Origin of the sequence: Kitasatospora purpeofusca, from assembly GCF_036010405.1 — a bacterium.
GTDB classification, from domain to species: Bacteria; Actinomycetota; Actinomycetes; order Streptomycetales; family Streptomycetaceae; genus Kitasatospora; species Kitasatospora purpeofusca.
Map to the genome: position 1 here is coordinate 9,156,499 of NZ_CP108561.1, position 20,786 is coordinate 9,177,284.

The 20,786-nt window shown below is 74.2% G+C and carries 17 protein-coding genes; 3 read left to right on the forward strand and 14 right to left on the reverse strand.

From position 1 onward, the window contains the following. Nucleotides 1-42 precede the first annotated feature (42 nt). From OG715_RS39825 to OG715_RS39885, 13 genes are all read right to left on the reverse strand, one after another. A complete protein-coding gene (locus tag OG715_RS39825) occupies nucleotides 43-1,311 on the reverse strand; it encodes an MFS transporter (protein WP_266272331.1) in 1,269 nt (422 codons plus the stop codon). Continuing rightward, on the reverse strand, nucleotides 1,308-2,090 hold the full coding sequence (locus OG715_RS39830) for an alpha/beta hydrolase (RefSeq protein WP_266272330.1): 783 nt from the start codon (nucleotides 2,088-2,090) through the stop codon (nucleotides 1,308-1,310). Before OG715_RS39830 ends, OG715_RS39825 begins: the two co-directional genes overlap by 4 nt. Further along, nucleotides 2,087-3,232: a GNAT family N-acetyltransferase gene (locus tag OG715_RS39835; protein WP_266272329.1), complete on the reverse strand. Its 1,146-nt coding sequence runs from the start codon at nucleotides 3,230-3,232 to the stop codon at nucleotides 2,087-2,089. Before OG715_RS39835 ends, OG715_RS39830 begins: the two co-directional genes overlap by 4 nt. Further along, entirely contained in the window at nucleotides 3,229-3,795 is a 567-nt protein-coding gene (locus OG715_RS39840) for an SET domain-containing protein-lysine N-methyltransferase (RefSeq protein WP_266272328.1), read from the reverse strand. The genes OG715_RS39835 and OG715_RS39840 overlap by 4 nt, the downstream gene beginning before the upstream one ends. Then, a complete protein-coding gene (locus OG715_RS39845; RefSeq protein WP_266272327.1) occupies nucleotides 3,795-5,045 on the reverse strand; it encodes a preATP grasp domain-containing protein in 1,251 nt (416 codons plus the stop codon). Before OG715_RS39845 ends, OG715_RS39840 begins: the two co-directional genes overlap by 1 nt. Next, a complete protein-coding gene (locus OG715_RS39850) occupies nucleotides 5,046-5,783 on the reverse strand; it encodes a class I SAM-dependent methyltransferase (protein ID WP_266272326.1) in 738 nt (245 codons plus the stop codon). Beyond that, complete coding sequence (locus OG715_RS39855; RefSeq protein WP_266272325.1) at nucleotides 5,780-6,970, reverse strand: hypothetical protein; 1,191 nt, start codon at nucleotides 6,968-6,970, stop codon at nucleotides 5,780-5,782. Before OG715_RS39855 ends, OG715_RS39850 begins: the two co-directional genes overlap by 4 nt. Further along, on the reverse strand, nucleotides 6,963-8,135 hold the full coding sequence (locus OG715_RS39860) for a lysine-2,3-aminomutase-like protein (RefSeq protein WP_266272324.1): 1,173 nt from the start codon (nucleotides 8,133-8,135) through the stop codon (nucleotides 6,963-6,965). Before OG715_RS39860 ends, OG715_RS39855 begins: the two co-directional genes overlap by 8 nt. A 121-nt stretch (nucleotides 8,136-8,256) precedes the next feature. Next, nucleotides 8,257-9,288, reverse strand: a complete 1,032-nt coding sequence (locus OG715_RS39865) for a serine hydrolase domain-containing protein (protein WP_266272323.1) — start codon at nucleotides 9,286-9,288, stop codon at nucleotides 8,257-8,259. 565 nt (nucleotides 9,289-9,853) lie between these two features. Beyond that, nucleotides 9,854-10,912, reverse strand: coding sequence for a hydroxyacid dehydrogenase (locus OG715_RS39870; protein ID WP_407661069.1), 1,059 nt, complete (start codon nucleotides 10,910-10,912; stop codon nucleotides 9,854-9,856). Between the two features lie 49 nt (nucleotides 10,913-10,961). Then, nucleotides 10,962-11,810 carry a carbohydrate ABC transporter permease gene (locus OG715_RS39875; RefSeq protein WP_266272322.1) on the reverse strand — a complete coding sequence of 283 codons (849 nt, stop codon included), beginning with the start codon at nucleotides 11,808-11,810 and terminating at the stop codon, nucleotides 10,962-10,964. Further along, nucleotides 11,807-12,670 carry a carbohydrate ABC transporter permease gene (locus OG715_RS39880; protein ID WP_266274541.1) on the reverse strand — a complete coding sequence of 288 codons (864 nt, stop codon included), beginning with the start codon at nucleotides 12,668-12,670 and terminating at the stop codon, nucleotides 11,807-11,809. The genes OG715_RS39875 and OG715_RS39880 overlap by 4 nt, the downstream gene beginning before the upstream one ends. 116 nt (nucleotides 12,671-12,786) lie before the next feature. Further along, nucleotides 12,787-14,142 (reverse strand): ABC transporter substrate-binding protein, encoded by a 1,356-nt coding sequence (locus OG715_RS39885; RefSeq protein WP_266272321.1) that lies wholly within the window; start codon nucleotides 14,140-14,142, stop codon nucleotides 12,787-12,789. Nucleotides 14,143-14,484: 342 nt separating this feature from the next. Between OG715_RS39885 and OG715_RS39890 the strand changes: the two genes are divergently transcribed. Both OG715_RS39890 and OG715_RS39895 read left to right on the forward strand, forming a co-directional pair. Then, on the forward strand, nucleotides 14,485-16,470 hold the full coding sequence (locus OG715_RS39890; protein WP_266272320.1) for a DUF2264 domain-containing protein: 1,986 nt from the start codon (nucleotides 14,485-14,487) through the stop codon (nucleotides 16,468-16,470). A gap of 7 nt (nucleotides 16,471-16,477) precedes the next feature. Further along, nucleotides 16,478-17,260: a sugar phosphate isomerase/epimerase family protein gene (locus tag OG715_RS39895; RefSeq protein WP_266272319.1), complete on the forward strand. Its 783-nt coding sequence runs from the start codon at nucleotides 16,478-16,480 to the stop codon at nucleotides 17,258-17,260. 309 nt (nucleotides 17,261-17,569) lie between these two features. Here the strand turns inward: OG715_RS39895 and OG715_RS39900 are convergent, their stop codons facing one another. Further along, a complete protein-coding gene (locus tag OG715_RS39900) occupies nucleotides 17,570-18,649 on the reverse strand; it encodes a substrate-binding domain-containing protein (RefSeq protein ID WP_323182191.1) in 1,080 nt (359 codons plus the stop codon). A 240-nt stretch (nucleotides 18,650-18,889) separates the two neighbouring features. Between OG715_RS39900 and OG715_RS39905 the strand changes: the two genes are divergently transcribed. Beyond that, nucleotides 18,890-20,713 (forward strand): glycoside hydrolase family 35 protein, encoded by a 1,824-nt coding sequence (locus OG715_RS39905; RefSeq protein ID WP_266272317.1) that lies wholly within the window; start codon nucleotides 18,890-18,892, stop codon nucleotides 20,711-20,713. The last annotated feature ends 73 nt before the right edge of the window (nucleotides 20,714-20,786 follow it).

Sequence of the window (20,786 nt, forward strand, 5' to 3'; positions counted from 1 at the left end):
GTGCGGGAGGTGCACCGGTCGGCAGCGAGCTGGTGCGGACCTCTACTGGGCGGCCGAGGACTCGGCGGCCCGAGCGGCCGCCCCGTCGGCCGCCCCGTCGGACGGCCCGTCGGCCGGTCGGGGATCGACCGGGAGCATCGGCAGCCGGGCACAGAGGGCCAGCGAGAGCAGGGCGCACCCGAGGGCGACCCCGGTCTGCGAGCCCAGACCGAGACCGGCCGCGAGACCGCCGACCATCGCCCCGGCCGGATAACCGGCCATGTTGAGACTGGCGGAGACGGCGAGCGTCGCCGTCGCCCCCGTGTCGGGCAGCAGCCGCTGCCGGAGGCTGAGCAGCCCGACGTCCATGGGCCCCACGGCCACCCCGAGCAGCACGAACATCGCGGCCAGCCAGAACACGGTGGAGTGCAGGAACAGTCCCGCCAGTCCGAGCGCCGTCAGGGCGGCGCCGATGATCAGGAACCGGCGTTCCGCGCCGTCGGCGATCCGGTGCCCGGCGGCCAGCGAGGACGCGATTCCCAGCGCCCCCGCGATCGACCAGCTGGTGCCGGTCCAGGAGGGGGCGGCCCCGAACCCGGCCGAGACCAGCTGGGGCAGCGAGACCACCAGGACACCGACCGCGACCTGGTACAGGAAGTACACCCCGGTCAGCCCGCGCAGCACGGGGTGGACCAGGATCCCGCGCACGGCCTCCGCGGCGCTGCGCAGACCGACCTCGCCGCCGGCCTCCGGGGTGGTGCGCCCCGAGGCGGCCGCGACCAGCGCCGCCGCCAGGTAGGCCGCGCCGACCACCGCCACGCTGTGCCGGCCGCCGAACACCGTGACCGCGATCCCGGCCAGGGCGGGCCCGGCCATCGCGGCGAGACCCGAGACCATCGAATCGAGGCCGTTGGCCGCCCCGCGCAGCTGTGCGGGCAGCGAGAGCGCGACGTAGCTGCGGAAGGCGACATTGCCGAACGCGCTGGTCAGCGAGGACAGCAGGGCCAGCCCCCACAGGGTCCAGATGCCTCCGGCGCCGGCCGAAGCGCCGAAGGCGATCCCGAGCGTGGCGGCCGCCTTGATCAGGTAGTCGGCCGCCATCCACGCGGTGACATTGCGGCCCTGGAGGAAGCCGCCGCTCAGCGGGCTGAGCAGCAGACCGGGCAGGGTCGCCAGCAGGACGGCCAGGCCGGCCGCCGCAGGGCGGTGCAGGTCCTGCACCACGAAGATCACCACGGTGACGTCGAACATCACCTGGGCGAACCGGCCGACCGCCGTCGACAGGGCCAGTTGGGCACAGATCCGGTCCGCCAGGACCTTGCGGTAGCTCACGCGGGCGCCGCCTCCTCCACCGTCCGGGCCAGCAGGCGGCCCACCTCCTCCGGGTCGTCCAGCCACGGCACGTGCCCGGCCCCGGGCACCGTCCGGGCCCGGCCGTCCGGCAGCGCCGCCGCCAGCTCCCGCGCCGACGGGGCACCGGCCCACGGGTCCCGCTCGCCGTTGACGACCAGCACCGGTACGCCGACCCGCGCGGCCGTCGCCGCGAGGTCCTCCTCGGGCACCCGCCCGGAGAGCACGGCGCGCACCGCGTGGAGGTCCCAGCTGCGGGCGCAGGCGGCCAGGAAGCCGCGCTGGGCCGGTCCGAGAACGGGGAAGGTGAGGGCCAGGTCGGCGAGCAGGAGTTCGCGCAGTTCCTCGTCGTCGGCCGGCGCCCGGTCGGGCGCGGTCGTCCGGGCCCGGCGCGCGGTCTCCCGCAGCGGGCCGTCGAGCGTGTTCAGGCGCTCCCGCAGCAGCTCGGGATGGTCGGTGCCGTCCCGGAGTTGGGCGGCGAGCAGCACGACCGCGCGGACCCGGCCGGGGCTCCGGGCCGCGGCGCGCAGCGCCGGGCGGGCACCGGCGGAGTGGCCGAGGAGGACGACCGGCCCCTCGGCGCCCGCCGTGTCGAGCAGCCGGACCAGCCGGTCGGTCTGGACGGCGAACGGGTCGTCGTCCGGCCCGCAGTCGCCCGCCCCGACCAGGCGCCGGCACCCGGGCGGCAGCGGCAGCCCGTCGAGGGTCTCGCCGCCGAGGCCGGGCCCGCCGGGCGCGAGCACGAAGGTCGGCGGGCTCATGCGCTGCTCCCGGCCGGGGCGTCGGCCGTGGAGGTGCCGACCTCGGCGGCCTCGGCGGCGACCTCGGCGACCAGCCGCTCCGCCGCCGGGTCGAGGCCCCGGATCCACAGGGCCTGCCGGTGGGCGACACAGCCGCGCAGATTCTTCGCCTCGTCCGCCGCCGGGCCGTACTCCACCGCGTGGTAGCCGTGCGCGGCGGCGTGCTCCACCAGGTGGTAGTAGGCGAGTTCGAAGTAGACGGGCAGACCGGCGATCTGCTCGTAGTCGAAGCCCGGGAACAGCGCGTACACCCGCCCGGCGTAGGTGCTGGACACCACGCAGCCGAGGATCCGCCCGTCCCGCTCGGCCAGGTGGGCCTCGGCCCGGCCGTCCTCGATCCCGGTCAGCGCCGCGACCCAGTCGGCGTAGCGGTCGAGGTCGACCCGGCCGCCGTGCCGGGTCACGTTCTCCTCCGCCAACTCCACCAGCGGGCGGGCCAGTTCCCGGGTGAGCGGCACCGTCCGGCAGGTGATGCCCGCCTCCCGGACCCGGCGCCTCTCGCTGCGCACCGAGACCCGGCGCTTGCTGGTCATCCGGTCCAGGTAGTCGTCGAAGCCGGTCCACGGCCCCTCCAGCGCCCACCGGGGCGTCAGCGGGAAACGCCGGTAGCCGCGCTCTCCGAGCAGGGCGACCAGGTCCCGTTCCCGCTCGTCCACGCTGGGCCAGCAGACCGAGGCGGCGCCCTGCGAACGCCCCCACTCCTCCAGGGAGTCGACCACGGCCGCGAGTTCGGCCGGTCCGGCGTCGCCGGGCCGGTGCGCGACCCGGCTGTCGTACCAGCCGCCGGCCAGCAGGGTCGGGAACAGCGGCACCCCGCGCTCCTCGGGGATCTCCAGCAGGACGTCGGGGCGGCACAGGTCCTCGGTGCACTCGTGCCCGAAGAGCCAGCCGGCCGTGCCCGCGACCGCCGTGCCGTCGCGTTCGACCAGGGCGGCCCGGGCGTCGCGCAGTCCGCCGCCGTAGGTGCCGGGCCCGACCTCCATCCAGCCGGGCAGCAGGAAGAGGTCCCGCTCGCCGAGTAGTGGCAGCCAGGACCGGGCTGGGACGTTCTCGATCCTCAACAGCTCGGCCCGGGCGGTGCGTTCGGGTCGCACGGCGGTCACGTCGCCTCCTCCGGGTCGCGGCGGCCCGCCCGGGCGCCGTCCACCTGTCCGGCCCGCAGCGGGAGTTCCTGCGGCACGTCGGCGGCGGCGGCCAGCGCCGGCGCCATCCGGCGGTTCCACTCGCCGGCCACCTCGGCCGGCGGCTCACCGGCGGAGGAACGCACCGACCCCCGGCAACTCCCCGAGCCGCAGCGGCAGTCGAACTCCCACGGCTCGTCGTAGCGGAAGGTGCGGTAGTCCCCGGTCACCTCCTCGCCGGCCCGGATGTCGCGGACCGCGAGGCCCCCGGCGAGGCCGTGGTCCAGGACGGTGGCCTCGCAGGAGTGGTTGAGCAGGTACCCGTCCCGGCAGGGGAGCAGCAGGCTCCGGTCGGCCAGCCGGTAGCCGAACTCGTCCAGCCAGTCGACGACCCGGGGCGAGAGGGTGAGCTGTTCGGCGGTGTCCCAGGTCCGGCACTGCGGGCACGGCCCCCACAGCACCGTGCCCATCGGGATGTCGCGCAGCGCGACCAGTCCGGTCCCCGCGACCGTGCTGAAGCCGGGGTGGAGGGCGGAGTGCAGCATCAGCCGATCCCCAGGATCTGCTCCAGCTGCCGCTCGACCTCGGCGACCGACCCGTCCTCCCGGCCCACCACCAGGTAGCGCCACTTGCCGTCCACGGCACGGGTGTCGGCCGTCAGCACGGCCCGCGCGTCGGCCGCCGGGTCGGCGAGTCCGGCCGAGGCCAGCTTCGCCGCGGCGCCCGCGAAGTCCAGCCCGTCCGGGCCGATCCTGACGTCCGCCCGCCAGTGCACCGGGGAGTCCCCCGGCCGCAGCCGGCGCGCCAGCTCCTCCAGGTAGGTGCCGCCGGTGCGGCGGACATTGGCCTCGGTGACGACGTAACCGCCGTCGTACACACCGCAGTCCACGTCGTAGATGCCCCGGTAGCCCTGCCCGTGCAGCCAGCCGCCGATGGCCTCGGCCGCGCCGCGCAGCTGCTCGTGGTGGGGGCCCTCGGCGGCCGGGGTCACCATGCCGGTCCAGGCGTTGTTCACGGTGCGCTGGTCGCAGCTGTAGAAGTCGGTGGCGCCCCGGTCGTCGATCTCCAGCTCCATGCTCGGCGTCGCCGTGAAGGGCAGGAACTCCTCGTACACCCAGCCGCAGTCGCGGGTGGGCTGCCCGGCCACGGCCTCCAGGACCTGCCACTCGACCGACTCCGGCCCGTTCGACCGGATCACGGTGTTGCCGAAGCCGTTGGAGCCCCGGTTGGTCTTGATGATCGCGGCCGACCGGTCGGCCAGGAACTCCACCAGGGCGGCGGCCAGTTCGGCGGCGGTCTCGGCGAAGCCGCCGTCCGCGACCGGCAGGCCCAGGCCGGCGGCGGTCCGGCGGAAGCCGTCCTTGGTGTTGATCAGGCGCAGCGCGTCGAGGGTGCTGTCCTCCGGCAGCCGGGTGTACGGCAGCACCCGCACCCCGGTGCGGCGGCCGAACTCCAGCACCGGCCCGTCCAGCACGAACGGCTTCAACTCGGGTCGCTCGGCGATCCGTTCGGTGGCGCCGAGGTCGGCGGCGACCTCCAGTGCGTGCACCCCGCGGACCTCCGGCGGGGCGACGATCTCGACCCGGTCCACGTCCAGGCCGACGACCTCGGCCACGTAGTCGCGGAAGGCCGGGGTGCACGGCGCGAGCATCACCACGCAGTCGCCCGGCCGCGCCTGCCAGAGCTTGCGCGGGGTCGCGGCGGCCATCGCCCGCCGGTAGGCGTCCGTCGGCTGCTCGGCCATGATCTCGCTGACGATGTTGGCCAGAATCGTGCGGCTCGGTTGCTCGCTCACTCAGTTCGCCTTCCGCTTCGCTGTGAACAGGGCGTGTCCCGCGTACATCCAGACCACGTCGACCTCGACGAAGCCCGCCTCGCGCAGCCAGTCCAGGTGCTCGGCCACCGAGGACGGCTTGTCGACCGGGTCCGGGCCGGGCAGCCGGTAGTGGTTCCACTCGGTCCGCTCGAACGCGACGGCCGCCTCGTCGCCGCCGAACTGCTCCTCGGAGGCGCGCCGCACCGCCTCCTCCCAGTGGTCGCCCGCGAGCGTGCGGGCGGTGGCACCGGCGGGCTCCACCAGGTCGGCCATGACGAAGACGCCGCCCGGTTCGAGCATCGCGTGGATGTCCCGGTACAGCAGCCGCTTGCCCTCGCCGTCGAGGTGGTGGACCGCCAGCGAGGTCATCACCCCGCCGTAGTGGACGCCGGTGCGCCACAGCCGGTCCTCGATGTCCGTCTCGATGCTGTCGTGCCGGTCGGCGTACGGCTCCAGCCGCTTCGCGGTCAGGGCCAGCATCTCGGGGGAGCGGTCCAGCACGGTGACCCGGGCCTCCGGGTCGCGGCGCAGGTACTCCTCGGACAGGCGCCCCTCGCCGCAGCACAGGTCGAGCACGTGCGGGACGGGGATGCCGGCCAGCAGGTCGCACACGGCGGCGGTCTGCTCGGCCCGGCGCGGGACGAAGGCGTCCCCGTACTTGCTGAAGACCTCGGTGTCCGAGAGCTGCCAGGTGTCCGCGGGGGACGTGTCGGTCATGATGCCTCCATCGGTTCGGGGATCGGTTCGAGAATCCGCTGGGCGCACAGCCACTGGGCGAGCCGCCCGCACTCCTGCGGCACAGCGTGCGGCGTCGGACGGTTCGTGAGCGCCGCTTCCAGCCAGTCGCGCGGGACGTCGCCGTCCGCGAAGTCCGCGGCGTGGCCCAGTGCGGCCACGGTCAGCCGCCCCGGCCCGGCGGGCGACCACAGCACCGGCGCCGTCGACACGCGGCGGACGTGGCGCGGCGCGGTGCCGGGCGCGTCGGGCGGGGCCGGCCGCATGCCGAGCGCGGTCAGCCGCGCCAGCAGGGCGGCGTCGTCCCCGGTGGACCGGACGTGCTTCCGGTAGTCGGCCAGCCAGTCGGTCGGGACCTCGCCGTGCAGCCGGTCGCCCCACAGCGGGAGGAGCTCCGCCCCGACGTCCAGGGTCCGGGTGTAGGAGGCGATGTTCAGCGCGACGGACGGCTCGTGGGTCTCGCCCACGTGCCAGATGCCGCTGCGCCAGAAGAAGCCGCCGCCGGTGGTCGCGGTGAGGACGTGGCCGTGCTCCGCCACCGAGCGGCGGTCGAGGTCCGGCAGGTAATCCTCCGGGAGTTCGGACTCGGGCTCGACGTCCTCGCGGAGCGCCGTCCCGGCCGGCACCCAGTCCGTGCCCCGCCAGAAGTGCATGCTCTTGCGGCCCGCCAGGACGAGGTGGAGGTTGGTGCAGCCCTCCCGGTGGATGCCGCCCGGGGTGTTCCGGTAGGCGCCGTGGAACACCTCGACCTCGACATGGCCGGGCGGCAGCCCGAGGCGCCAGAGGTGGGGCGCCAGCAGTTCGACGACGGTGCGGAACAGCGTCCGGTCCTGCTCCTGCACGGCACGGGCGTAGACGAAGCGGTCGTCGTCCGGGCCGAAGGTGTGCCGGCGGTCCAGCCAGGCGGCCGGTCCGGCGGCGTCCTCGTCGGTGGTCGGCCAGGAGTCGTGGTCCAGCACCGGCTTCCCGTTGACGTGCAGCTTCACCTGGTCGGCGCGGCGGCCGGCCGCCTCGGCGGCGAAGGTGCGGGTGAGCGCCGACCAGGCCAGGCCGGCGGTCAGATCGGGGGCGGACCAGCTGAGCGCCGAGGTGACGCCGCCGGGGTCGGCGAAGGCGACGGTGCCGGGGCTGCGTGCGGGCGCGGACCGGGACGCGAGGTCCTCAGTCATCGGTCGGGTCCTCCTCCGTGGCCGTGGTCGTGGCCGTCGTTGTGGCCGTGATCGCGGTCGTGGTCGTGGTGGGAGTCGCGGGCGCCGCCGCCGCGGGGACGCGCGGCGGGTAGTGGTGGCGCTCGCCCCACGGATCGGTCACGACACGGGTGTCGGCGCCGCCGCCCGTCCCGTCCGCGGCCGCCTCGCCGGGCTCCAGGTAGGAGGGGCCGATCGGCACCTTCCCGTGGCCGCCGGGGATGTCGAGGACGTAGGTGGGCTGGCAGGTGCCGGAGACCCGCCCGCGCAGCCGCCGGACCAGCTCCTGGCCCTCGGCGATCGTGGTGCGGAAGTGCCCGGTGCCCTGCGCGAGGTCGCCGTGGTGCAGGTAGTAGGGCTTCACCCGGTTGGCCACGAGGGTCCGGAACAGCCCCTCCAGCGCCTCCGGGGTGTCGTTCACCCCGCGCAGCAGCACGGTCTGGCTGAGCAGCGGGACGCCGCCCCGGTTCAGCCGCCGCAGCGCGCCGCGCGCCGCCTCGCCGATCTCCTGGCTGTGATTGGTGTGGACCACCACCCAGACGGGGGTCTCGGTGGCCAGGGCCTCCACCAGCTCGTCGGTGACCCGCTCGGGGTCGACCACCGGCACCCGGGTGTGGAAGCGGATCACCTTGACGTGCTCGATCGCGTCCAGCGCCGCCATGATCGGGCGGAGCTTGGTGGGCGCGATGATCAGCGGGTCGCCGCCGGTGAAGATGACCTCCCACACCTCCTCGTGGGCCCGGATGTAGTCGAGGGCCGCCTCCAGCTCCGCCTGACCGAGCATGCCCTCGCCGGGGCCGACCACCTCGCGGCGGAAGCAGAAGCGGCAGTAGACCGGGCAGAGGTGCATCGGCTTGAGCAGCAGCCGGTCCGGGTAGCGGTGGGTGATCCCCTTGACCGGGGTGAAGGGGTCGTCGCCGATCGGGTCGGCGCGCTCCTCCGGGGTGATCAGGAGCTCGGCCCCGGTGGGGACGAACTGTCTGGCGACCGGATCGTCGAGGTGCGCGATCTGCTCCTGCATCACCCCGGTGATGCTCACGGCGTACCGCTTCGCGACATCGCGAATCTCCGGCAGGCTCTCCTCGTCGATGAGGCCGTTCTCCAACAGGGACTCGGTGGTCCTGATTGTGCGGGGACGATTACGCATGGCTCCGCCTGTCCTGTGCGGTTTCATGGATTCAATGCCAGCGCCCGTATCAATGACCGGCTGTTATCAATGACATGTTCTTCTCGACGCACATTTCGGTGCGCTTTTACTGTCGGGTAATTCAGCGTGCCGTCCGGACGAGTGCCCGCCCGGGGCGGAGCCGTTCGTCCGGGTCCTCGGGCTGTCTCGTCACCGTGGTGGCGAGGGCCAGATCGCGGTCGGGCTCGTACGCCATGACCACGCCCCAGCTGCCGCAGTGGCCCCACCACCGCCCCGACCCCAGCGGGATCCGGTGGATCCCCGTGCCGCGCCCCTCCGCGCCACGCGCCGCGACGGGCGCCAGCATGGTCGCGAGCGTGGTGGGCCGCTCGAAGACCCCGCCCCGGAACAACGCCCGGACGAACACGGTCAGATCGGACATCGTCGAGACCAGTCCGCCGCCGCCCCAGAGGTCGCAGGACGGATCGACGGTCAACAGGTCGGTGCCGGACACGTACTGGTGCGCGCGGTCCGCGCCGGCCCCGGGGGTGGGCTCCAGCGACTCCAGGTGGACGGAGTCCAGGCCCAGTTCCCGGAGCGGCAGCAGCTCGCGGTAGGCGGCGGCCAGCGGCCGCCCGGTGACGCGTTCGAGCACCTCGCCGAGGATCACGTAACCGGTGTCGGAGTAGTGGAACTCCTCACCGGGGGAGGAGAGTCGGCGCCCGTGCTCGACCGCCCAGCGCACCTGCTCCAGGCGGCTCCACCGGTGGCCGGGGTCGGCGAACGCCTCCGCGTCGTAGGCGGGATCGCCTCCCCAGTCGTACAGACCGGCGGTGTGCTGGAGCAGTTGGCGCACGGTCATCCGCTCCGGCTCGTAGCCGCCCTCGGCGAGCGCCCCGAGGACCGCCCCGGACGCCAGCGCCGAGACCGGTTCCTCCAGCCGCAGGTCACCGCGCTCCACCAGCCGCAGTACCGCGGCCGCGGTGAAGGTCTTGGTGACCGAGGCCACCCGTACGGCCGCCGTCGGACGCAGTTCGCGCCCGGTGGCGGCATCCGCGACGCCGCTCGCCCCGGCCCAGTGCCAGTCCTCGCCGCGCAGGGCGGCCAGGACACCGGGCTGGCGGGGAGTCGCGGCGTGGCCGGCGCGGAGCGCCTCCGCGAGGCCGCGGGGCACCGCCGACCGGGCCGGCCCGGGGGCCGCACGGTCGGAACTGCTGCTTCCGTTTGATCGCACACTCCTCACCCCCAAACCGGCTGTGAAAGACCCACCCCCGTGGACGTGCTCGCCGAAGCGGCGACAACGATCAAGGGCATCCGGAGTCGACGTTCCGTGTCCGGATCACCCAGCCGCAATACTCGCATCCCGACCCTGGCATGACAACAGTGCGTAGGGGCCCCTTTTCATGACCGATCCCGAGCTGTGCATTTTGCCGATGAATGCCGGATGAAGGGGGATTCCTTTACCGTTTCCGGTCGGGCCGAACGGCCGCGCCGGACGGAGGTGCCGGACGGTGGCGTGGAACGGCCGCGTCGGACGGTGGCGTGGAACGGAGGTGCCGGACGGGCGTGCGTCCGGCCCGGGTGTGGCCCGGCCGGGCGCGGAACTCCTCGGCCACCTCGACGACCCGGACCCGGGCTTCGCGGTCGTCACCCCCGAGCACGGCGCCGGCACCGGAGCGACGGGAGGTCGGTCCGGTGCCGGTGGGCGCGGGGTCGGGCGGCGCGCCGGGCGCGCGGGGTCACGCGGTGCGGTGGGCGTCCTCGGCGAGGACGGGGTGGGCGAACGGCTGCCCGGCCGCGTAGCGGGCCAGTTCGTCGGCGGCCGCGGCGGCCATCCGGTGCAGTTCGCGGCCCAGGGAACCGGCGATGTGGGGGGTCAGCACCACATTGGGCAGGTCGTAGAGCGGCGAGTCGGCGGGCAGCACCTCGGGCACGGTGACGTCGAGGACGGCGTCGAGGCGCCCGGAGACCAGCTCGCGCACCAGGGCGTCCTGGTCGAGGAGGGAGCCGCGGGAGGTGTTGATCAGGGTGGCGCCGTCGCGCATCAGCGCGAGCCGGCGGCCGTCGATCAGGTGGTGGGTGGCCGGGAGTTCGGGGGCGTGCACGCTCACCGTGTCGGAGGCGGCGCAGAGTTCGTCCAGCCCGACCAGGCGCGCGCCGAGCCCGGCGGCCTCGGCCTCGTCCACGTACGGGTCGTGGAGCAGCAGGTCGAGGTCGTGGGGGCGCAGCAGTTCGAGGACCCGGCGGCCGATCCGGGAGGCGCCGACGATGCCGACGGTGCGCCGGTAGTTGCCCGCGTCGGGGTAGCCGCGCTGCCAGTCGTGCGGGGCGCCGCGGCGGCCCCGGTAGTCCTCGCGGATCCGCAGCAACTGCTTGTTGGCGAGCAGGACGGCGGCGACGGTGTACTCGGCGACGGGCAGGGCGTTGGCCCAGGCGGCGGAGGTGACCCGCAGTCCGCGCTCCCAGCAGGCGTCGGTGATGTGGTGCTTGACGGATCCCGCCGCGTGGATGACGGCGCGCAGCCGGGGGGCGGCGTCGAGCACGGTCCCGTCGATCGCCGGGCAGCCCCAGCTGGAGACGATGACCTCGGCCCCGGCGAGGGCGGCCCGGGCCTCCTCGGTGCCGAAGTCGTCGAGCACCAGCGCGGGGTCGAGTTCGGCGAGCTCGCTGAGGCGGGCCAGGGTGTCGGTGTCGAAGAGCCGGCCGGTGAGGTCGCGGTGCATGGCGAGCACGGCGCGGGGGCGGCGGGCCGGGGGTGCCTGCGGGGGTGCCGGGTCGGCCGGTCGGGGGTCGGTCATGGGCTTCTCCGGGACGGCGGCGGGGTGGTGGGGGCGGGGTGGGGGCTGGTCACTTGACGGCCCCCGCGGTGAGACCGGCCTTCCAGTGCCGCTGGAGCAGGACGAAGGCGAGGACGAGCGGGACGACGGCCAGCAGGGCGCCGGTGACGACCAGCGGGTAGTACTCGGGGAAGGCCCTGGTCTGCGCGTTCCAGGTGAACAGGCCGAGGCTGACCGGGAAGAGGCGGTTGTCGGAGAGCATCACCAGCGGCAGGAAGAAGTTGTTCCAGATGGCGGTGAACTGGAACAGCAGCACGGTGACGAAGCCGGGCATCACCATCCGCAGGCCGATCGACCAGAAGGTGCGCAGTTCGCCCGCGCCGTCGGTGCGGGCGGCCTCCAGGACCTCGCCGGGGATGTAGCCGGCGCAGAAGACCCGGGAGAGGTACACCCCGAAGGGGTTCACCAGGGAGGGCAGGAACACCGCCCAGAAGGTGTTGACGATGCCGAGTTCGGAGGCGAGCAGGTACATCGGCAGGGCGAGCGCGGTGGTCGGCACCAGCACGCCGAGCAGGACCAGGCCGAACAGCGTCTCCTTGCCGGGGAAGGAGAAGACGTGGAACGCGTAGCCGGCGCCGACGCACACCAGGGCGCAGAGCACGGAGCCGATCCCGGCGTAGAGCAGGGAGTTGAGGTACCAGCGGAAGTAGATGCCGTCGCCGGCGCTCGCGAGGTCGCTCAGGTTCTGCCCGAGGTCGAAGTTGGCGGCGGTCAGGGAGCGGCCGCCGAGCAGGTCGGCGGTGCTCTTGGCGGCGGCGGTGACCAGCCAGCCGAGCGGCAGCAGGGTGTAGGCGGTGGCGAGGACGAGCGCGCCGTTGACGGCGCCCTTCGACAGGGTCCAGGGACGACGGGTGCTCATGCGCGGGCCTCCCGTGCGCGCTCGGACCGGGACCGGGTGGCCCGGGTGACGCCGAAGGAGAGCCCGGCGGCGACGACGGCGAGCAGCACCGAGGAGGCGGCCGCCAGTCCGTAGTCGCCGCGCTCGAAGGCGGCGGTGTAGGCGTACATGTTGGGGGTCCAGGTGGAGGTCACACCGGGTGCGGTGTTGTGCAGGATCATCGGCTCGGTGAAGAGCTGGAGCGAGCCGATGACGGTGAACAGCCCGACCATGGCCAGCGAGGGCCGGATCAGGGGGATCTTGATGCCGAGCGCCGTCCGCAGCGGGCCGGCGCCGTCGATGACGGCGGCCTCCAGCACCTCGCGGGGGATGGCCTGGAGCGCGGCGTAGAAGATGACCATGTTGTAGCCGCTCCACTGCCACAGGGCCATGTTGATCACGGCCGGCAGCGGGTGGCCGAGCGGTTCGGGCTGGACGCCGAGCGACTGGAAGACGTCCAGCACGGGGCTGATGCCGGGGGTGTAGAGGTACATCCAGATCAGCGCGGCGATGATGCCGGGCACGGCGTGCGGGACGAACAGGGCGAGCTGGAAGAACCGCTTGGCGCGGACCAGCGCGGAGTCCAGGAGCAGGGCGAGGACGAGCGCCAGGACGGTCATCAGCGGGATGTAGAGCAGGCAGTACTGGGCGATGGTGAGGAAGCCGTCGCGGAAGGCCTCGTCCTGCAGGGCCCGGGTGTAGTTGCCGAGGCCGGTGAAGACGGTCTCGGTGCCGCCGAAGCCGAGGCCGGAGCGGTGCTCGGTGAACAGGCTGAGCCTGACCGCGTAGCCGATCGGGACGAGGGTGCAGGCGGTGAACAGGACGAGGAACGGGGCGAGCAGGACGGCCGGCGCCCCGTACCGCCCGCGCCGCCGGGGGGCGACGGCGCGGGCGGCGGCTCCGGTGGGCGCGGTGGCTCCGGTGCGGGCGGTGCTCTTGGTGCGGGTGGCGCGGGTCGTCACTGGGCGACCTTCAGCCCGCGGTTCTTGAGCTCGGCGAGGGTGGCCTGCTGGGCGGCGGCGAGCGCGTCGTCGATGGTGCCGGTCTTGCCCGCGACCTTGCCGAAGGCGTCCTTGACGGTGCCGTTGGTGAGGCCCATCACGGGGCCCCAGGTCCAGCCGGACTTGATCGAGTCGGCGGCGTGCGCGTAGAGGCCGTAGAGGTCCTGGCCGCCGTAGAAGTCGCTGTTGAAGGCCTTCGCGGCGGTGGGGACGAGCTCGGTGGCGGCGGGGTAGGTGGAGGAGGTGCCGGAGGCGATCCGGGCCTTGATGCCCTCGGGGGTGGTGGTCGCCCAGGCGGCGAACTCCACGGCCGCCTTGCCCTTCTTGCTGTCCTTGGAGACGGCGAAGGTGGTGCCGCCGAGCATGCCGCTCGCGGGGGTGCCGTCCCAGCTGGGCATCGCGGCGACGGCCCACTTGCCGGCGGCCTCGGGGGTGGTGGCGAGGTTGGACTTCAGCACGCCGCCGCCCCAGGAGGCGCCGAGGTAGCCGGCGGTCTCGCCCTTCTGCAGGGAGGCGGTCCACTGCTGGCTGAACGAGGGCTGGACGCGGACGAGGTCCTCGTCGACGAGCTGCTGCCAGAAGGCGGAGACCTTCTTGGTCTCGGGCCCGGTCAGGTCGGTCTTCCATGCCTCGCCGGAGGTGCTGAACCAGCGGGCCCCGTTCTGCCAGGCCATCGCCTCGAAGGTGGTGGGGTCGTCGGGGAAGAAGGTGGCGATCCGGGTGTCCGGCTGGGCCGCCTTGAGCTTCTGGGCGGCGGTGCGGAACTCGTCCCAGGTCTTGGGGACGGTGATGCCGGCCTTCTCGAAGAGGTCCTTGCGGTAGTAGAAGGCCTGCGGTGCGGCGTCCAGCGGCAGGGCCCAGGTCCGGCCGCCGAGCGAGGTGAGCTCGGTGGCCTGCGGCAGGTACTTGGCCTTGAGGTCCTGGCCGACGAGCTTGGTGATGTCCTGGACGGCGCCCTGGCTGACGAAGTCCGGCAGCTGCGGGTACTCGACGTTGAACACGTCGGGGGCGTTGCCGGCCTTGACGGCGTTGGAGAGCTTCGCGTAGCCGCCGGCGTTCCCGGCCGGGATCTCCTCGAAGGTGATCCGGATGTTCGGGTGGCTCGCGTTGAAGGCCTCGACGACCTCCTTGGTGCCCTTGGCCCAGCCCCAGAAGGTGAGGTCGACGGGCTTGCCGTCCTCGGTGGCGGCGGTGGAGGTCGAACCGCCACCGCTGCTGCCGCAGGCGGCGAGGAGGGTCACGGAGAGCGCGACGGCGGTGGCGGCGGCGGTGGCACGGAGGGCTCTGCGGCGGGAGAACGCGGATGAGCGCATGGCACGGCTCCTCGGAGGGGGAAGTCACGGTCCGGTGGGTCGGCCAGTCACGGACTCGTGGAGGGTGGGGGCGGCTGGCAGCCATCCTGAGCAGCTTGTCGATCGGAGTCAAGGGATGGAGATCGAATGATCTGATCCGATCGAATGGACGAACCGGTCGGATCGGGCCCCCTTACGTTCCTGACCTGCCCGAATGATGATCGGGGCGGGCCTGCGGCAGCAAGGTCACAATCCGATCAACCAGTTCATTTGATCCGCAAGCCTTGACGAATGATCGGTCGATTCCTAGATTCCGGCCAGGGACCCACCCGCTCCCGGCCGCCCGACGAAGGACACCAGCTGATGCCACTGCCTCCCGAGGACCGACACCTCAGCCCCCGCACCGGCTGGACCAGGGCGCACTGGGAGGCCGTGGCCGACGGACTGCTCACCGCCGTCCGTCCCTTCGCCAGCCCCGGCCACGCCCTGATCGACCTCCCCGGGACCGGCCCCAGCTGGTCCGGGCGCCGCTCCGACGGACTGGAGGGCTACGCCCGCACCTTCCTGCCCGCCGCCCTGCGGATCGCCGGCGCCGACGGCGACGACCCGCACGGCCTGCTGGACGCCTACGCGCGCGGCCTCGACACCGGCACCCGCACCCCCACCGCCGAACGCGGACTCACCGACGACGACCCGGAGTCCTGGCCGCTGATCACCGACCGGGGCCAGGCCATGGTCGAGGCCGCCTCGATCGCCTTCGCCCTCCGGCTCACCCGGCCCTGGCTCTGGGACCGCCTCGACGCCCCCGTCCGCGACCGCGTCGGCCGCTGGCTGGCCGACGCCCTCCACCGCACCCCCAACGACAACAACTGGTGGATCTTCCCGCTCTCGGTCGGCGGCTTCCTCGCCGAGGCCGGTATCGAGGAGCACGCGGCCGACGCCGCCGTGCGCCGCGGCCTGGAGCGGATCGAACGCTTCCACCTCGGCGACGGCTGGTACACCGACGGCCGCCCCCGCGCCTTCGACCACTACAACGGCTGGGCCCTGCACCTCTACCCCGTCCTGCACGCCCACCTCGCCGCCGACCGCCCCCTGCTCGCCGAGTACGGCTCCCGGCTCGCGGCCCACCTCGCCGACCAGTCCCACCTGTTCGGCGGCGACGGCGCCCCCGTCCACCAGGGCCGCTCCCTCACCTACCGCTTCGCCGCCACCGCACCGCTCTGGGCCGGCGCCCTCACCGGCCACACCCCGCTCGCCCCCGGCACCACCCGCCGGATCGCCTCCGGCGCGCTGCGCCACTTCGTCGACCGGGGCGCGATCGACGAGCGCGGCCTGCTCACCCTCGGCTGGTACGGACCGGAACCACGACTCGTCCAGCCCTACTCCGGTCCGGCCTCGCCGTACTGGGCCGGCAGCGGCTTCCTCGGCCTGCTGCTCCCGCCCGACCACCCGGTCTGGACCGAACCCGAGCAGCCCGCCCCCGCGGAGGAGCGCGACACCGTCCGGATCCTGGCGCGGCCGAACTGGCTGGTCCAGTCGACGGCGGCCGACGGACTGGTCCGCCTGCACAACCACGGCAGCGACGACCAGCCGGCCGACGACGTCCGGCCCGACGACCCGCACTACGCCCGCCTCGCCCACTCCACGGCCACCGGCCCCACCCACGACGGCCCGGCCGACAACCACCTCGCCCTGCTGATCGACGGCGCGGCGAGCGAGCGCGGCCGGATCGAGCCCGTCGGCTGCGGCCCGGACTGGGCGGCCTCCCTCAGCCGTCCCCGCGTCCGGGGCGAGGAGCTCGCCGGGGTGACGGTCACCACCGTCACCCTGGTGCACGGCGCCGACGAGGCACGGGTCCACCTGGTGACCGGCGCGGCACCCGGCACCGGGGTCCGGCAGACCGGCTGGGCCGTCGCCGGCCGGACCGCCGGGACCGGGGCCGGGGCCGCTGCCGCAGTGCAGCCGGGCGCCCGCGCCTCGGCCGACGGCGGACGCCTCGTCAGCGAGCTCACCGGGCTGCACGGCTTCACCGGGGCCGCGCTGCTCGCCGTACCGGGCGGCACCGCCTTCGGGCCCGAGGCGGCCGTGCCGGTCCTCGACGCGGTCCTCGGCAACGGTTCTCCCGACGGCGGTTCTCCCGACGACGGCGCTTCCGACGACGGCGCCGCGCTGTTCGCCTGCGCGGCGCGCCTCACCGGTACGGCCCTCCTGCCCCCGCTGGCAGCCACATTGGAGGTCACCGGGGCAGCGGCCGACGGCACCCGGCACCTGCGCCTGACCTGGCCGGACGGCACCACCCACCGCATCCGCATCGCGTCCGGCACGGTCGCGGTCGGCGAGGGGAGCTAGGCCCGCCATGCCCCTCGCCCTCTCCACGCTCGGCCTGCCCGGTACCCCCCTCGACCGGGTCGCCGGGCTGGCCGCCGACCACGGCTGGCACGGCCTGGAACTGCGCTGCGCCTCCGACCAGCCGGTCCGGCTCAAGCTGAGCGCCCTCCAGCGCCGGGCCGCGGCCAGGACCCTCGGCCGCGCCGGGCTGGTCCCGGTCGCCCTCGCCTCCTACACCGGCGTGGCCGCGCCGGGACCGGACGAACCGGTGGTCGCGGACCTGCTCGCGCACCTGCGGCTCGCCGCCGACCTGGGCTGCCACCGGCTGCGGGTGTTCCCGCACGGCGGGCCCGGCGCGGGCGCGGCCGCCGACGCCAGGGCGGTCCGCCGACTGCAGGAGGTGGCCGACCACGCCGGGTCGCTGGGTGTCCGGATCCTGGTCGAGACGCACGACTCGCACCGGTCGGCAGGCGCGCTCGCGGCGCTGCTGGACCAGGTCGGCCACCCCGCCGTCGGCGCGCTCTGGGACCTCCTGCACACCTGGCTGGCGGGGGAGAACCCGGCCGAGTCGCACCGGCTCCTCGGCCGGCACCTCGGCTACGCGCAGGTCAAGGACGTCGCCTCGGCGGACGACCTCACCCCGATCGCCCTCGGCAGCGGCGTGCTGCCGATCGCGGAGTGCGTGCGGATGCTGCCCCGGGACGGCTGGATCGCCTGGGAGTACGAGGCTCCCTGGCACCCCCGCGCCGCGCCGCTCGCCCCGCAGCTCGGGGCCGGGGCCGCGTACCTGGCGGTGCTGGGCCGCCGGTGAGTGGACGCTGCCGGGCCTGCGCCGTCGGGGTCCGGTCAGCCGGTGCGTGACGCGGTTCCCCGGCATCCCTCGCTGTCCCGCTCGCGCCGCAGCGGGGTGCGGGGGCGGGGTGTCCGGCGGTGCGCGCCCGCCGGATGCGCGGACGGCGCTCGCGGGGGTGCCGGTCGGCCGGTGCGTGACGGCGGCCCGCACCCCTTCGCGGCCGCACCCCTTCGCGGCCGCACGCCTCGCGGCCCGCACCCCCCTCGCGGCCCGCACGCCGGCCGCCCCAGGGCCGCCGTGCGGGCCTCCGTCAGCCGGTGCGCGAGGTCACGGCCGCCCCCCGCAGGAAGTGCGGACGCGCAGGACGGGGAGCAGGGCGGTGCGGTGGACCGGGAGGTCGGTGCTGCCCGTGAGGCGGCGCAGCAGCAGGTCGAACGCCGCCGCGCCGACGGCCCGCTTGGGCGGGGCCACGGCGGTCAGCGGGGGAGCGGCGAGCGCCGCGAACACGTCGTCGTAGGCGATCAGCGCCACGTCCTCGGGCACCCGCAGCCCGCGGGCGCGCAGCAGGGGCGGCAGCCGGATCGCGTCCTGGTCGTTGTGGACGAGGACCGCCCGGGTGCCCGCAGCGACGGCCCCGGCGATCCGGTCGGCGAGCGGGCCGGCATCGGTCTGCGCCCCCTCGGTGTTGGAGGTGTCCAGCACGGGGAGCTCCGGCAGGCCGAGCAGCCGGGTGCCCTCGCGGTAGCCGGTCCGCACCTCCTCCGCCGTCCAGGAGTCGCCGCGGGCGGCCAGCAGCACGCTGTCGTGGCCGAGGCCGGCGAAGTGGAGCAGCGCACGCAGCACGCCGTGGCGGTGGTCCGAGCCGACGGTGTCCAGTCGGGAGCCGGGGCCGTCCGGGGTGGGGGAGCGCCGTTCCACCAGGACCGTCGGGACCGGCAGGTCGTCGAGCCAGTCGTCGGCGGGGGAGCGGTGTCCGGGGAGCAGGTTCGGGGCGAGCAGCAGGCCCTGGGCCCCGGACTCCAGGAGGCGTTCCACCTGGACCGGGTCGTCGCCGGCCCGGTAGGGCGCGATGCCGAGGACCAGTCGGGCACCGGCGTCGGTGGCGGCGGCGCGGGCACCGGCGATCACTTCGTCGAAGTACGAGCCGACCGAGGGGACCAGCAGGCCGACGGTGCGTCCGGCACCCGGGCCGCCGTCGTGCTCCGGGGACCGGTCGGGGCCGGGGTGGTCGAGCGAGACGAACCCGTGCGAGCGGACCAGCCGGCCGGCCTCGGCCAGTGCGGCGATGTCGCGCCGTACGGTGACGGCGGGGATGCCCAGGCGGTCGGCGAGTTCCTTGAGCCGTACCTGGCCGCCGAGATCACCGACCGCCGTGACGATCAGCCTGCGTCGCTCCTCCCTGGACATGGCCATCCACTCCCTCTGTTCGCTCTGTGCCGTCGTGGTGCTGCGGCGGTGATGCCGCGCAGTGGTGACATGCGGTGCCGACATGTGGTGCCGACGCGCTGCTCGCTCCGTCTGCGAAGCGGATCAAAGGCTATCGTTCGATCGAAATTCGATCAATAGACGGGGTCTATATCGATTGATTGACCGCCCGATCATCCTGCTCGTAGGGTACGGACCGGCGATCGATCGTCGATCTCGCCCATGCCCGCATCGACGGAGGCACCCATGGCCGACCGGGCCACCCACCCCGCGCTGACCCTCGACGGAGACACCTTCCTGCGGGCCGGACGCCCGCACCGGATCGTCTCCGCAGCCGTCCACTACTTCCGGATCCGCCCGGAACTCTGGTCCGACCGCCTGCTGCGCCTGCGCGCCATGGGCGTCAACACCGTCGAGACCTACGTCGCCTGGAACTTCCACCAGCCCGCACCGGGTACCAGCGACTTCACCGGCGACCGCGACCTCGCCGCCTTCGTCCGCACCGCCGGCGGCCTCGGGCTCGACGTGATCGTCCGGCCCGGCCCGTACATCTGCGCCGAATGGGAGTTCGGCGGCCTCCCGGCCTGGCTGCTGGCCGACCCCTCCCTCCGGCTCCGCCGCGTCGACGGCCCCTACCTCGCCGCCGTCGACGCCTGGTTCGACGCACTCGTGCCCGTCCTGCTCCCGCTGCTCGCCTCCGCCGGCGGACCCGTCGTCGCCGTCGCGGTGGAGAACGAGTACGGGAGCTACGGCAACGACACCGCCTACCTTGAACACCTCAGGGACGGCCTCGTCCGCCGCGGCGTCGACTGCCTGCTCTTCACCGCCGACGGCGCCGAGGACGGCTTCCAGCTCGGCGGGCGGCTGCCCGGCCTGCTCACCACCGGCACCTTCGGCTCCCGCCCCGAGGAGTCCCTGGACTGCCTGCGCCGCCACCAGCCGGTCGGCCCGCTCGTCTGCATGGAGTACTGGACCGGCTGGTTCGACCACTGGGGCACCCCGCACCACCTGCGCGACCCCGAGGAGTGCGCCGACATCCTCGACCGGATGCTCGCCGCCGGCGCCTCCGTCAACATCTACATGGGCCACGGCGGCACCAACTTCGGCTGGTGGAACGGCGCCAACCACGACGGGACCGCGTACCAGCCCGACACCACCAGCTACGACTACGACGCCCCGGTGGGCGAGGCGGGCGAACTCACCGCCAAGTTCCACCTCTTCCGCGAGGTGATCCGGCGCCACCTCGGCACCGAGCCGCACCAGCCGCCGCCGCTGCCCGCCCGGCTCGCCCCGCGCAGCGCCCCGGTCACCGCGAGCGCCCGCCTCGCGGACTCCCTCGACGCCCTCGCCACCGTCCACCACAGCCCCGAGCCGGAACCGATGGAGGTCTTCGGCCAGAACCTCGGCCTGATCCACTACCGCACCCGGCTGCGCGGCCCGCTCGGCCACGGGGAACTCCGGGTCGACGGACTCGCCGACCGCGCCCAGGTGTTCCTCGACGGCGCCCCGATCGGCGTGCTCGAACGCGACCGCCCGGACGAGGCGCTGCCGGTCAAGGTGCCGGCCGGCGGGGCGGTGCTCGACCTGCTGGTGGAGAACATGGGCCGGATCAACTACGGGCCGCTGCTCCACGACCGCAAGGGGATCACCGGCGGGGTCCGGGTCGACCGGCAGTTCCAGTTCGGCTGGGAGGTCCGCCCGCTTCCGCTCGACGACCTGAGCGTCCTGCGCTTCGGCCCGGCGAGCACCGAGGACGGGCCCGGCTTCCACCGCGCCCTGTTCACCGTCGACACCCCGGCCGACGGGTTCCTCGCGCTCCCGGGTTTCACCAAGGGCATGGTCTGGCTCAACGGCTTCGCCCTCGGACGTCACTGGGAGCGCGGCCCGCAGCGCACCCTCTACGCCCCGGCACCGCTGTGGCGCACGGGCGTCAACGAGGTGGTGGTGCTCGAACTCCACCGGCCGGGCACCCGGATCGAGCTGCGGGACACCCCCGACCTCGGGGCTGCCGGGCCGGCGGCCCCGACGGAGGCAGCCGCGGGCTGAGCGGGAGGCCGAGGGCGGCGGACGGTCGGTCCACGGATCGGATCCCGATCGAATGGTAGATTCCTGTCCGCGT

Excerpts from the sequence above, each read along its gene's own strand:
- OG715_RS39890 (WP_266272320.1), top strand. The coding sequence starts at position 14,485 with ATGCCACTGCCTCCCGAGGACCGACACCTCAGCCCCCGCACCGGCTGG.
- OG715_RS39905 (WP_266272317.1), top strand. The coding sequence starts at position 18,890 with ATGCCCGCATCGACGGAGGCACCCATGGCCGACCGGGCCACCCACCCC.
- OG715_RS39855 (WP_266272325.1), bottom strand. The coding sequence starts at position 6,970 with ATGACTGAGGACCTCGCGTCCCGGTCCGCGCCCGCACGCAGCCCCGGC.
- OG715_RS39875 (WP_266272322.1), bottom strand. The coding sequence starts at position 11,810 with ATGAGCACCCGTCGTCCCTGGACCCTGTCGAAGGGCGCCGTCAACGGC.
- OG715_RS39885 (WP_266272321.1), bottom strand. The coding sequence starts at position 14,142 with ATGCGCTCATCCGCGTTCTCCCGCCGCAGAGCCCTCCGTGCCACCGCC.
- OG715_RS39900 (WP_323182191.1), bottom strand. The coding sequence starts at position 18,649 with ATGTCCAGGGAGGAGCGACGCAGGCTGATCGTCACGGCGGTCGGTGAT.
- OG715_RS39895 (WP_266272319.1), top strand. The coding sequence starts at position 16,478 with ATGCCCCTCGCCCTCTCCACGCTCGGCCTGCCCGGTACCCCCCTCGAC.
- OG715_RS39850 (WP_266272326.1), bottom strand. The coding sequence starts at position 5,783 with ATGACCGACACGTCCCCCGCGGACACCTGGCAGCTCTCGGACACCGAG.
- OG715_RS39860 (WP_266272324.1), bottom strand. The coding sequence starts at position 8,135 with ATGCGTAATCGTCCCCGCACAATCAGGACCACCGAGTCCCTGTTGGAG.
- OG715_RS39870 (WP_407661069.1), bottom strand. The coding sequence starts at position 10,912 with ATGACCGACCCCCGACCGGCCGACCCGGCACCCCCGCAGGCACCCCCG.
- OG715_RS39830 (WP_266272330.1), bottom strand. The coding sequence starts at position 2,090 with ATGAGCCCGCCGACCTTCGTGCTCGCGCCCGGCGGGCCCGGCCTCGGC.
- OG715_RS39840 (WP_266272328.1), bottom strand. The coding sequence starts at position 3,795 with ATGCTGCACTCCGCCCTCCACCCCGGCTTCAGCACGGTCGCGGGGACC.